General features: G+C 59.1%; 11 protein-coding genes. 7 read left to right on the forward strand and 4 right to left on the reverse strand.

Translation table 11 applies throughout. The features are described from left to right. The first annotated feature begins 38 nt into the window (after nt 1-38). Nucleotides 39-1,487: a glycogen synthase GlgA gene (gene glgA / locus GSQ94_RS03415; RefSeq protein WP_158941916.1), complete on the forward strand. Its 1,449-nt coding sequence runs from the start codon at nt 39-41 to the stop codon at nt 1,485-1,487. On the opposite strand, the gene GSQ94_RS03420 is transcribed toward glgA, so the two are convergent. Continuing rightward, nucleotides 1,484-2,839: an APC family permease gene (locus GSQ94_RS03420; RefSeq protein ID WP_158941917.1), complete on the reverse strand. Its 1,356-nt coding sequence runs from the start codon at nt 2,837-2,839 to the stop codon at nt 1,484-1,486. The genes glgA and GSQ94_RS03420 overlap by 4 nt on opposite strands. A gap of 181 nt (nt 2,840-3,020) precedes the next feature. Between GSQ94_RS03420 and GSQ94_RS03425 the strand changes: the two genes are divergently transcribed. Then, nucleotides 3,021-3,932 (forward strand): neutral zinc metallopeptidase, encoded by a 912-nt coding sequence (locus tag GSQ94_RS03425; RefSeq protein ID WP_158941918.1) that lies wholly within the window; start codon nt 3,021-3,023, stop codon nt 3,930-3,932. A 25-nt stretch (nt 3,933-3,957) separates the two neighbouring features. Here GSQ94_RS03425 and uvrC read toward each other — a convergent pair whose 3' ends face one another. After that, complete coding sequence (uvrC, locus tag GSQ94_RS03430; RefSeq protein WP_158941919.1) at nt 3,958-5,940, reverse strand: excinuclease ABC subunit UvrC; 1,983 nt, start codon at nt 5,938-5,940, stop codon at nt 3,958-3,960. Between the two features lie 261 nt (nt 5,941-6,201). Here uvrC and GSQ94_RS03435 point away from each other — a divergent pair, with 261 nt between their 5' ends. Beyond that, on the forward strand, nt 6,202-6,960 hold the full coding sequence (locus GSQ94_RS03435; RefSeq protein ID WP_158941920.1) for an OmpA family protein: 759 nt from the start codon (nt 6,202-6,204) through the stop codon (nt 6,958-6,960). An 83-nt stretch (nt 6,961-7,043) separates the two neighbouring features. On the opposite strand, the gene GSQ94_RS03440 is transcribed toward GSQ94_RS03435, so the two are convergent. Further along, on the reverse strand, nt 7,044-7,283 hold the full coding sequence (locus GSQ94_RS03440; protein WP_371417434.1) for a DUF3311 domain-containing protein: 240 nt from the start codon (nt 7,281-7,283) through the stop codon (nt 7,044-7,046). Nucleotides 7,284-7,337: 54 nt separating this feature from the next. On the opposite strand from GSQ94_RS03440, the gene mazG reads away from it, so the two are divergent. From mazG to menC, 3 genes are all read left to right on the forward strand, one after another. Beyond that, nucleotides 7,338-8,189, forward strand: coding sequence for a nucleoside triphosphate pyrophosphohydrolase (mazG, locus tag GSQ94_RS03445; RefSeq protein WP_158941921.1), 852 nt, complete (start codon nt 7,338-7,340; stop codon nt 8,187-8,189). 36 nt (nt 8,190-8,225) lie between these two features. After that, entirely contained in the window at nt 8,226-8,993 is a 768-nt protein-coding gene (locus tag GSQ94_RS03450) for a GNAT family N-acetyltransferase (protein WP_158941922.1), read from the forward strand. An 89-nt stretch (nt 8,994-9,082) separates the two neighbouring features. Beyond that, a complete protein-coding gene (gene menC / locus GSQ94_RS03455) occupies nt 9,083-10,213 on the forward strand; it encodes an o-succinylbenzoate synthase (protein WP_158941923.1) in 1,131 nt (376 codons plus the stop codon). Between the two features lie 8 nt (nt 10,214-10,221). Here menC and GSQ94_RS03460 read toward each other — a convergent pair whose 3' ends face one another. Beyond that, a complete protein-coding gene (locus GSQ94_RS03460) occupies nt 10,222-10,998 on the reverse strand; it encodes a hypothetical protein (RefSeq protein ID WP_158941924.1) in 777 nt (258 codons plus the stop codon). A 344-nt stretch (nt 10,999-11,342) separates the two neighbouring features. On the opposite strand from GSQ94_RS03460, the gene GSQ94_RS03465 reads away from it, so the two are divergent. Further along, on the forward strand, nt 11,343-11,762 hold the full coding sequence (locus tag GSQ94_RS03465) for a polymer-forming cytoskeletal protein (protein WP_158941925.1): 420 nt from the start codon (nt 11,343-11,345) through the stop codon (nt 11,760-11,762). Nucleotides 11,763-11,773 lie beyond the last annotated feature (11 nt).

Consider the following 11,773-nt stretch of genomic DNA (forward strand, 5'->3'; position numbering starts at 1 on the left):
ACTAACGGTTTGGTTGAAAAGATAAAGGACGAAGGTATATGCATATTGTTTTCGCAGCATCCGAGTGCTCTCCCTGGGCCAAATCAGGCGGTATGGCAGATGTGGTCAGCTCGCTCCCGCGCGCGCTCGCTAAACACGGCCATCGGGTAAGCGTATTTTTCCCTTACTATCGGCAGGTCGCAAAGGCAGAGCCGAAAGCTCCGGTGGTTGTTCCCAGCATCACGATTCCATTCCCGACCTATAGTCGCTTCGTCCGCATCCTGAACGGTGGAATAGCCGGTGGAGTCCAGACCTACTTCATCGACTGCAACGAGCTCTTCGACCGCGAGGCCTTCTACGGCACTCCCTCCGGCGAATACGCCGACAACGCAGAGCGCTTTGGCCTCCTCTGCCGCGCGGTCATCGAAGCTTCAAAGATTCTCGGCGTCCCGGATCTCTTCCACGTGCACGATTGGCAGGCAGCGATGCTTCCCGTCATGCTGCGCTCTGTCTATTACTTCGATCCCGTTCTACGCAACGTCCCGGCCGTGCTGACGATTCACAACGCCGGCTATCAGGGCTGGTTTCCCCCGCAGACGATCGAAAAACTGCTTCTGCCGTGGGATATGTACACCGTCGACAAGCTGGAGCACTACGACAAGGTCGACTTCCTGAAGGGCGGAATCGTCTACGCAGACGCCATCACCACGGTAAGCCGCAAATACGCGGAAGAGATTCAGACCAGTGAGTTCGGCAATGGGCTCGATGGAGTTCTGCGCAAACGCAGTGGCGATCTGCTGGGAATCACCAACGGTATCGACTCCGAGGAGTGGAATCCGGCGACGGACTCGCACATTGCAGCGCACTACACTGCTGAAAATCTTGCCGGCAAGAAGGAGTGCCGACGCGATCTGCTCCACGCCTACGGACTCGAAGGTGTCAGCGACGACACTGCCGTCATTGGAGTCGTCTCTCGCTTCACCACGCAGAAGGGCTTCGACTTCATCGTCGAGATCATGGACCGGCTGGCGCAGGAGGACATGGTTTTAGTCATCCTTGGCAGCGGCGAAGAGTACTACGAGCGCCTCCTGGTTGAGATGGCCGAAAGGTATCCCGCCAAAGTTCGTGTGCAGGTAAAGTTCGACATCGTGATGGCGCACAAGATTGAAGCAGGCGCCGACATCTTCCTGATGCCCTCCCGCTATGAGCCTGGCGGGCTAAACCAGCTCTACAGCCTCAAGTACGGCACGGTTCCCGTCGTCCGCGCCACAGGCGGCCTCGACGACACCATCGACGAGCAGCCGGATGGCGAAGGCAACGGCTTCAAGTTCTGGGGGTACAACGCGTGGGAGCTCTTCGATGCGATTCAGCGCGCCCTCGAAACCTTCCGCAACAAAGAGCAGTGGGCGAAGATGATGCGGCGAGGGATGGCGGAGGACTTCTCGTGGGACAAGCCTGCCGCAGAGTACCTGCGACTCTACGAGCGAGTCATCCAGAATCGCAGCTAGCTGGTCCGCCGTCGTTGCAGCACATAATGAAGCGGAACGCCAAGCAGAATAATCCCGGTGCCGATCAGCGAGTTGCGTGGCTGATCGGCGAAGGAAAAGACCAAAAGCACCGCGGCCGCCAGAATGAAAAGCGCAGGAAGCACGGGGTATCCCCAGACACTGTAAGGCCGAGGCACCTCCGGTTCGCGCCGTCGAAACACAAAGATTGTGCTCGCCGTCAGCATGTAGAAGAGCCACTCGCCAAAGATCGCGAGGGAAAAGAGCGCCTGAAACTTGCCGATCGCGAGCAGAAGCAGGGAACTCAGCACAGCCTGAAGAATCAGTGCAGTCGAAGGCGTCTGAAACCGCGAATTGACATGCGCCAGTTGTTTGAAGAAGAGTCCATCGCGCGCAGCGGCGAACGGCACACGTGCCCCTGAGAGCGACGACCCCACAAAGGTTGCGCATATGCTCACTGCCATGCCAATCGACACCAGGATCGCTCCCCACGGTCCGGCGACCAGCCGCATCGCGTCGGCTGCGGGCCGATCCGCTATGGCGATCGCCGCGGCCGGCAGGACATACTGAATCGCTGCATTGGTCAGCATATAAAGCGCACCAACGATGGCAACGCCGCCGACCAAAGCCAGCGGCATGCTGCGCTGCGGCCTCTGTACCTCGCCAGCCATCGTCACGACGTCGCTCCATCCGTCGTAGGCCCACAGCGCCGCGACTAGCGCGATCATGAATCCGGTGAATCCTCCCCGCGCTCCCGTAAAATCTGTGCTGAAGTTGTGCCACGATCCATGTTGGCCGGCCGCGCCAAAGCAAAAGCCCGCGATCACTAAAATCAGCGCGCCCTTCAGCCAGGTCAACAGAAGCTGCACGTTGGCCGATCGTCTTGTCCCGATGATGTTCAGAATGGTGATGAGCCACGTCACCGTAATGGAGAAGATCTGTCCCCAAAACAGGTGAAAAAACGCAGGCCGCGCGAAGAAGCTGAAGACCGCAAAAGTGCCAAGCACCCGCGCCAGGCCTGAAGCGACTGTCGCCAGCGACGCAGGCTTGGCCACCGTGATCTGCGTCCACATATAGAGAAAGCCGGTAAGGTCTCCATAGGCCTCACGCAGAAAGGCATACTCGCCGCCATACTTAGGCCGCGCGGCGGCGATCTCCGCGTAAGTCATAGCCCCAAAGAGCGAGAGCAGGCCGCCCACGATCCACACCACGTACACCATGCGGGACGAGCCCACCGCCGCCATCATCTCTCGCGGCACCAGAAAAATGCCGCTCCCAATAATGATGCCCACCACGATAGAAGTGGCGTGGGATGCGTTCAGAACGCGAGGCAGTTCAGACTGACTTTTCGGCATCGGTTCCCGGAGAGTAGCATACCCACACCGCAGAGCCGCAAGGAATAAATGGGGTCATGCCTCTCGCCTTACCCAGTTAGCAAGGCCTGTTGCCTCATGCAAAATAACCAGAAATGTAACTCGCCTGCGACAGAACAAAACATCTTACTTATAAGATGAAGACGCACAAACTGGAGCGACTATGGACTGGACACCCGGCGGCGGACTCAGCAGCGACATTGAAGACAGACGTGGCTCCTCGGGCGGAGGTGGCGGTAACTTCGGCGGCGGCGGAATCGGCATCGTCGGCTTTCTCATCCTGCTGGTCGTCAGTCTGGTCACCGGACGCAACTATATCGGCAGCTATCTCTCGGGGCACGCCGGGTCACCATCGCCCTCGTACACGCAGCAGGCCGCTCCCTCAGCGGGCAACCGACCCGTCACTGCATCGCCGCAGGAGCAGCGTTCGGCGCAGCTCGTCTCCTGGACGCTGGACGATGTACAGAAGACCTGGGCAAAGCTTCTCCCCGAGCAAACCGGCAGAGCCTATCGGCGCTCCACCCTCGTACTCTTTCGCGGCCGCACTTACTCCGGCTGCGGCACCGCGCAATCGCAGAGCGGTCCGTTCTACTGTCCGGCGGACGAAAAGGTCTACATCGACCTTAGCTTCTGGGACGAGCTGCGGCGTCTCGGCGGCAGCAACGCAGACTTCGCGCAGGCCTACGTAGTTGCCCACGAGTTAGGTCATCACGTGCAGGATCTTCTCGGGGTCGAAGCGAAGGTGCGTCAGCTCTCCAGTCAAAACCCATCGCAGCGGAATCATCTCTCCGTCGATCTTGAGCTGCAGGCCGACTGTCTAGCCGGTGTCTGGGCGCACAGCACAGCGCAGCGCAAGATCGTAAACGACTCCGATATCGCAGCCGGTCTTCAAGCCGCAACCGCGGTTGGCGACGATCACATCCAGCGTCTCGAACGCGGAACAGTCAGCCCTGAAACTTTCACCCATGGCACCTCTGCGCAGCGCGTCGGCTGGTTCAAACAGGGATTCCAACAGGGAACTATCGCAGCCTGCAACACCTTCAAGGTCGGGGGCGCAGTCCCAACCAACAACTAAGCTTGCATGTTAGGCTGCCGGTTCTCTAGTTCAAAACCGGCAACACCGCAGGTTCATTCTCGCTGGCAAAGTGGCTGCGAATCTTCTCTGCCACCGCTGTATTCACCACCGCTGTCAGCGCATCCGGCCCAGCCTGCTTGATCCCGCGCACGCTGCCGAAGTGCTCGATCAATCGCTGCCGCGTCCTCGGACCAACCCCGGGAATCGACAGCAACTCACTATCGCGATCACGCATCTGGCGTCGCTTGCGATGGTAGGTCACGGCAAATCGATGGCTCTCATCGCGAATCTTCTGCATCAGGTGCAGCACAGGAGAACGCCGGTCCAGAACCACCGGCTCATTCTCCTGCCCGTACACATAGATAATCTCCTCGCGCTTCGCGATCGACGCCAGGGGCTGCAACGTAATACCAATCTCCTCAAGAGCCGAGTAGGCCGCATGCAACTGGCCGAGTCCACCATCGATCAGGATCAGCGACGGGAAGGGTTTCTTATCCTCCTGCAGCCTCTTATAACGACGTTGAATCACCTCGCGCATACTGGCAAAATCGTCCACGCCCGTAACGGTCTTCACCTGAAACTTCCTGTAGTCGGACTTCTTCATCGCGCCGTCCTCCCACACCACCATGGAGGCCACGGTCTCGGCTCCTTGAATATGAGAGATATCGAAGCACTCAATCCGTCGCGGCAGCTCCTCCAGCGTGAGCGCATCCTGAAGCGCCTCCTGGATCGCCTTCATGCCGGGCTGCAAGACGCGAAACCGCTGGTCATACGACTGCTTCGCGTTCTGACATACCAGATCGACAAGAGAACGCTTTTCGCCACGCTGCGGCGCAAGAATCTCGATTCGTCTTCCAATCCTCTCCGTCAACGCCTCAGCCAGCAGCGCACGATCAGGAAATTCGACGGGCACAAGAATCGATCGCGGCACGTAGCTCTGATCGAGATAGAGCTGCTTGAGCAAGGCAGAGAAAAACGCCGCCGGGCTGAACGCGGCTCCTGGCTCCGACACCGCCGTATGCTGCACGACGGCGATCCCCTCCTCAATCTCCGGCGCGGGAGCGGCAGGGTCCGGCTCCATGCGAGGCAGCGCCTCCAACTCCTCAACCTCGGCGACTGCCTCCGTAACTGCATCCAGCAGAGACTCGGGCAGGTCCTCCCAGAAGAAGTCGCGCCGGTCCACAATCTTTCCGCTCCGCATGTGGAACAGGTTCACCGCCAGCATCTCGTTCTCAAAGTGATAACCAAAAACATCGGCGTCTTCATTGTCGGCGCTCGCCATCCGCTGCTTGTCCTGCATCTGGTGCACGGTAACGATCTGGTCTCGCAGACGCGCAGCCGTCTCGAACTGCTCCGCCTCCGCCGCCGCCGCCATGCGTTTTGTCAACACCTGCTCCAGCTCGTTTGGCCGTCCCTCAAGGAACAGCTGCACGTCGCGGATGGTCTCGCGATAAGCCTCCAGCGTCGTCAATCCTTCCAGGCACGGACCCAGGCAGCGCTTGATGTAGTACTGCAGGCATGCCCGCGGATGGTACCGCGACAGATCGACCTTGCAACTCGGAATCAGGAAGCTCCGGTGAATCAGATCGACTAGACGGTACGCAAGATTACCCGGAAAATAGGGGCCGTAGTAGGCTCCGCCATCCTTCCGCAACCTGCGCGTCACGAAGACCTTGGGGTAGCGATCGTTCATCGTCAGCTTGATGTAGGGATACGTCTTGTCATCCCGCAGAAGAATGTTGAAGCGCGGCTTCTTCTGCTTGATGAGATTGTTCTCCAGCGCCAAGGCTTCATGCTCATTCGCGACCGTGATGTACTCCACGTCCACGGCCTCGCGCATCAAGGTTCCGGTCTTCGCGTTGGCCTGCGAGGCATCGAGAAAATACGAGCGTACCCGCGCACGCAGGTTCTTGGCCTTGCCAACGTAGATCACCTCCCCTTCGGCGTTTTTGTACAGGTAGCAGCCCGGTTGGGTGGGGAGAGTTCGTATTTTCTGAAGTAGATCCATGCCTGTATCGCAGCCCGCATCTCAGTGTAGACGCAGCGTATACAGCCGGCCTGTGCACATGTTTGCTGAGTAGATTTGACGCGACGGCGCATCAAAAGTTCCAAGGAGCGCGTGCAACCCCGGGACTCCCGGAGGGTTGTATCGGCTTATAATGTTGAAAATATTAGATTTACGGGGAATTGGCGTTTGGCACGAAGATTGCACCAGTAACACTGTCGTGGGATGGACTGTTTCGTAATTATTACCAGGAGAGTAGAAAGAATGAGCTCCAATAGCTATACGGAAAACAAGATCAAATCTGCCTGCATCGCTGCCTTTGCCAGTGCTCTCGCGCTTACCCTTACCGTCGGCTGCTCAACGAAAAATTATGTTCGTTCTCAGACGGCCCCTATCATCCAGCAGACCAATGACCTGGATACCAAGACCGCAGCCGATCACCGTAACATCGTCGACACCGATGAGCGCGCCAAGAGCGGAATCTCAGGTGCCCAGTCTGCTGCCGACACCGCAGACCAGCATGCCCTCGCTGCGGGACAGTCTGCCGACACGGCGAACCAGTCTGCGAAAGAAGCGTATAACCGCGTCGATAGTCTAAGCGGAGTCGTCGCCAATCTCGACAACTACAAGCAGATCTCGGACGTCAGCGTTACCTTTGCCTTCGACAAGTATGTTCTTTCTGCGTCGGACAAGAAGCAGCTCGACGAGATGGCGGCTACTCTTTCCAGCACCCGCGGCTACATCCTCGAGGTAACTGGCGGAACCGATTCCGTTGGCGACGCGGCGTACAACTACCAGCTCAGCCAGCATCGCGCCGACGCGGTGGTCAACTACCTCGCGTCGAAGTACAACATCCCTCCGCACAAGTTCTACCTGATTGGCATTGGCAAAGATCAGCAGGTTGCGAGTGACAGCACGGCTGCCGGTCGTGCACAGAACCGTCGCGTCGATATCAAGCTGATGACCAATATGAGCACTGACCAGCCCAGCAATGCCTCTTCCACCAAACCGAACGGACAGTAACTCGCTTCAAGAAACGAGCCGCAGCAAACGATGGCGCTCCGAGATCTCGGAGCGCCATCGTTTATTTCTTATCAGAATGATCTCTAAGTTTTGAGCTTCCGATAGACAATTGCCAGCAGCAAAGAAGCCAGGATTACCCAGGCGAACTGGTACCAGTAGAAGAATGGAAAGCCCCACAACGCAGGAGCTGAGCGCGCATACACGATAGGGAAACACAGCCCAAGGTAGGGAAGTAAAAGCAGTAGCACCCACTTGCTTCTGCGTCGTCCTGGCTTTGCGTTCTCTTCGATCTCTGCACCCATATGTTGCAAAGCATAATCCATCAGCCACGAAGCAGCAAAGCCCCTTCCCGTCACGCCATCGGGTAAATTTGATACATGCCCGACGCTAAACCGAAGAATCACCCACAGCAGGCCGCCCAGGGAGACACCCCAGACCCCATCGCCGAAGCTATAGCGATCATGGCGCGTCTCCGTGCTCCCGACGGTTGTCCGTGGGATCGCGAACAGACCTTCGACACCATCAAGCGCCACACCCTCGAGGAGACTTACGAAGTCTTCGACGCCATCGAGCGCCGTGCGTGGCCCGATCTCAAGGATGAGCTCGGCGATCTCCTCCTCCAGGTTCTCTTCTACGCGCAGATGGCCTCAGAGGCGGGCTACTTCACCATTCAGGAGGTAGCCGCAAACCTGAACGCCAAGCTCATCCGCCGTCATCCTCACATCTTCGCTGGCGCCGAAGCCACAGACTCCAGCGCAGTCCTGCGTAACTGGGAGCAGATCAAGCAGACGGAAAAGAAGGTCTCCGTGACGCAGCACGCCTCCCTCCTCGACGACATCCCCCGTTCCATGCCTGCCATGATGGAAGCAGGCGAACTCGGCTCCCTCGCGGCCAAGGTAGGCTTCGATTGGCCCAGCGCCGATGGCCTCTTCGACAAGCTTCAGGAGGAGATCGGCGAGCTCAAAGCCGAACTCGCTCCCGCAGCCCCCACAGCGGCAATCGAAGCAGAGCTGGGAGATATCCTCTTCACCGCAGTCAACCTCGCCCGCCATCTCAAAGTCGATCCCGAGTCCGCCCTGCGCGCCACCAACGCAAAGTTCCGTCGCCGCTTCGCCGCAATGGAGTCCGCCGCAGGCAACAGTGAAGCCCTGGCCGCCTCAACCCCCGCGCAGCTCGACGTACTATGGAATCAAGCGAAGAGCGCCACCAACGCGCCGTCACAGTCGTGAACGCCAACCCGCAGTCGTGAACGCTAACTCACAGTCATGAACACAGCCTCCGAGACAGCAATCCACCTCCAGTCCCTCACCAGCCTCGAGCACTTTGAGCGCTGCGTCGTCCTCCAGCTCGAAGTCTGGGGCTACAGCGACGGCGACGTCATCCCTCGCCGCGTCTTCGTCGTCGCCCAGCGCATCGGCGGACAGGTCCTGGGCGCCTTCGACGGCGACACCCTCGTCGGCTTCGCCATGTCCCTGCCCGGCTACCGCGAAGGCAAGTCTTACCTCCACTCCCACATGCTCGCCGTGCTCCCGCAGTACCGCAACTCCGGCATCGGCCGCCGCCTCAAGCTTGCCCAGCGCGACGACGCCCTCGCCCGCGGCTTCGACCTGATGGAGTGGACCTTCGACCCCCTGGAGATTCGAAACTCCCATCTCAACATCCATCGGCTGGGCGCCATCGTCCGGCGCTACCAGCCCGACTTCTACGGCCCCTCGTCCTCTCCGTTACAGGGAGGCCTCCCCACCGACCGGCTCTACGCCGAGTGGTGGCTGCGCTCCACCCATGTTGCCGACGTGCTGCGCGGCGAGGCCCAGCCCCGGCAAACTCTGGAACGCATCACCGTCCCGCACACCATCTATCAATGGAAGCAGGACGCTCAACAGCGAAGTCTCGCCAGAGCACTGCAAAGCGATAACCGAATGGCACTGGAATCGGCGTTTCAACGCGGCCTCGCCGTTGTAGGCTACGAGCGGGACGCTCAAGGCAATGGCAGCTTTCTCCTCGGCCCCTGGAAGAATCCCTCGGAGATCTGATATATCAGAGGGAAGGTCGCAGTACAATTTCTCTGAGCCCCGCCCACAGATCCGCCACGATCCAGCACCTCGGAAAGACAGGACTGCACATGCTCAACATCGACGCGATTCACCTCCGCGAGATCAACCTGCCACTGGCTCATCCCTTCGAGACCAGCTTCGGTCTCACCACCAGCCGCCGCATCCTCCTGGTAGAGCTCGAATCCGAAGGCCTCACCGCATGGGGCGAGTGCGTCGCAGGCGAGCATCCCTACTTCAGCGAAGAGACCGTTGACACTGCCTGGATCATCACCGAATCGGAGCTCGCTCCCCGGCTCCTCGAAGCCGACATAGAACGCGGCGGCAGTTGTCCGAATATCTTCCGCCAGGTCCGCGGCCATCGCATGGCCAAGGCAGCTCTTGAAAATGCCGTGTGGGATCTCGAAGCCCAGGTCAAGCGGGTCCCGCTTGCGCAGCTCCTTGGCGGAACGCGCGAGATCATCCCCTGCGGAGTCTCCATCGGCATCCAGCCCTCACCCGCTCATCTCATGGACAAGATCGCAACGGAGCTCGACGCCGGATACCAGCGCATCAAGGTGAAGTGCAAGCCCGGCTGGGACACCAACATCTTCGAAGCCATCCGCAACCGCTGGCCCGACATCACGCTCAGCTGCGATGCGAACTCAGCCTATCGCATGAAGGATCTTGAAGACATTGCCGAATGGGATCGCTTCAATCTCCTGATGATCGAACAGCCTCTCTGGCACGACGACTTCTACTTCCACTCCATGCTGCAGAAACGTCTCGAAACGTCTATCTGCCTCGATGAGTCCATTCATAATCGCCGCGACGCTCTCGCCGCCATCGACATGGAGTCCTGCCGCATCATCAACATCAAAGTAGGCCGGGTCGGCGGATTCAGCGAGGCTATCGCCGTGCACAACGCCGCAGAAGAGCGTGGCATCCCTGTCTGGTGTGGCGGCATGCTCGAAACCGGCATCGGTCGCTCTCACAACATCGCGCTCTCCTCGCTCTCTAACTTCTCGCTTCCAGGAGACGTCTCGGCCTCAAGCCGCTACTGGGCACAGGACATCATCGAACCGCCGGTCACTGTGAGTGCCAAGGGAGAGATCGTAGTTCCCACGGCGGTCGGCAGAGGCTTCGAAGTACAGCCCGATCGCATCGAGTCGTTGACCGTTCGCCGCCAGACACTTCAGGCCCGGGCTCGCGTAACTGCCTGACAAGCGTCTCACCGGCCCGGAAGTGGCGTATCCAGCAACATCCGTATGGCGTTCTGATAACTCATCGGCCCGATCTTCTGCACGTCGCTTGAAGTTGACTCTGTCTCCACGTTCACCGTCTTCAGCATCAGCGCACGCACGCTCAGCTTCATGGAAAAGTAGGTATAGATCCAGCGCCCATCTCCGGCGCTGGTCTGATCCAGCACCAGCTTTCCTCCCGGATAGATATGCGCGAGCATGCCCCAGCCAAAGTTGACCCCGTGCGAGATCGTCCCTTCCATCCGCACCAGATAGTGGGACTTGGCGTCTATCCAGATCCTTCCCTCCAGCCCGGTCAACGCCTGTGCCTCGGTGTTCGGCGGATTGAACTTCGGGTCAGGCCTGTAGTCAAGCACCACCTCCGTCGCGCCACCGTTCTTGCCGGTCTGCGGCTGTCCCGGCGTGTAGGTGTAGATCATCGCGTCCGCCATCAGGGGTATGAGCTTATCTGCCATCTTGCGGTCGGACTCACCATTTCGTACGTGTCGAAAATAGTTGGAGGGGGAAGTGATCAGGTCGTTCAGTCTCTGCCGCTCTGCCGTATCGACGTCCTCTGACAGCGGCTTCTCATCCTTCTTGACCAGACGTGCCACGGTCCCATCTTTACTCTCAGCCACGTCGCGAACCAGGTTGCCCTTCTCGCTAACGGTGTGAGTACGGTAACGAAGGTAGGAGTCGTTATGGTGAAGCGCGGTCAACTCATTGGCTGCCGCATCGACGATCCAGGTGCGAGGCGGCACCGACACGAGAGAGCTCTCCTCTACATCTTTTGTCGTAGGGGAGCCCTGCGCCTCAGCACGTCCGCCGGACACGGCAATCGACAGGAGTAGAACCCCCAGGAAAATGTGCCTCCCAAACCTCATCTGCTCGAAAACTTTGCGGAATGGGCATCTGTCCGCGAAAGCTCTCTGGAGCGCTGCCTCTGAAGCTGCTGCCAACCTGCACCTCTCGTCTCCCATTCTAAGGGTCTTTGGTAAGACTCGTGGAGCGCCGCAACGGATTCGCGGTTTGCCTCTCAGCATGAGCTTGGGTATAGTTCGGGCAAGGTGCATATACGCAAGGCAGGACCTCAAGGGAGAACAAAACGCTTATGAAACCAGCAGAGGGTTCCACCGTCATCGGAAAGTCGGTCGTCATTCGAGGAGAACTCTCCGGAGATGAAGACCTGTACATCGACGGAGATATCGAAGGAACCATCAGTCTCAAGGATAGCCGCTTGACCATTGGACCTAATGCGCACGTCCGTGCCGATATCAGCGTCCGCGACGTCACCGTCTTCGGACATCTCACCGGCAACGTTCAGGCCACCGGCCGTGTAGAGCTCCGCCAGTCCGCCATCGTCAGCGGAGACATACTTGCTGGTCGCCTCAGCATCGAAGAGAGTGCGGTATTGAAAGGAAGCGTCGAGTTGAAGTTGTCCCCGGAGGCGCAGTCCAAGTCTTCAACCTCTGCCGCAGCCCCTGCGACAGGCGAGACGAGCGCTCCACTCTTCTCTCAACCGCAGGCATAACAGCAGAAGGG

The sequence above is a fragment of the Granulicella sp. S190 genome, from assembly GCF_009766095.1.
Taxonomy (GTDB): Bacteria; Acidobacteriota; Terriglobia; order Terriglobales; family Acidobacteriaceae; genus Edaphobacter.

Coding starts and splice junctions, on each gene's coding strand:
- mazG (WP_158941921.1), top strand. CDS start 7,338: ATGCCCGACGCTAAACCGAAGAATCACCCACAGCAGGCCGCCCAGGGA.
- GSQ94_RS03420 (WP_158941917.1), bottom strand. CDS start 2,839: ATGCCGAAAAGTCAGTCTGAACTGCCTCGCGTTCTGAACGCATCCCAC.
- uvrC (WP_158941919.1), bottom strand. CDS start 5,940: ATGGATCTACTTCAGAAAATACGAACTCTCCCCACCCAACCGGGCTGC.
- GSQ94_RS03465 (WP_158941925.1), top strand. CDS start 11,343: ATGAAACCAGCAGAGGGTTCCACCGTCATCGGAAAGTCGGTCGTCATT.
- GSQ94_RS03425 (WP_158941918.1), top strand. CDS start 3,021: ATGGACTGGACACCCGGCGGCGGACTCAGCAGCGACATTGAAGACAGA.
- menC (WP_158941923.1), top strand. CDS start 9,083: ATGCTCAACATCGACGCGATTCACCTCCGCGAGATCAACCTGCCACTG.
- GSQ94_RS03440 (WP_371417434.1), bottom strand. CDS start 7,283: ATGGATTATGCTTTGCAACATATGGGTGCAGAGATCGAAGAGAACGCA.
- glgA (WP_158941916.1), top strand. CDS start 39: ATGCATATTGTTTTCGCAGCATCCGAGTGCTCTCCCTGGGCCAAATCA.
- GSQ94_RS03435 (WP_158941920.1), top strand. CDS start 6,202: ATGAGCTCCAATAGCTATACGGAAAACAAGATCAAATCTGCCTGCATC.
- GSQ94_RS03450 (WP_158941922.1), top strand. CDS start 8,226: ATGAACACAGCCTCCGAGACAGCAATCCACCTCCAGTCCCTCACCAGC.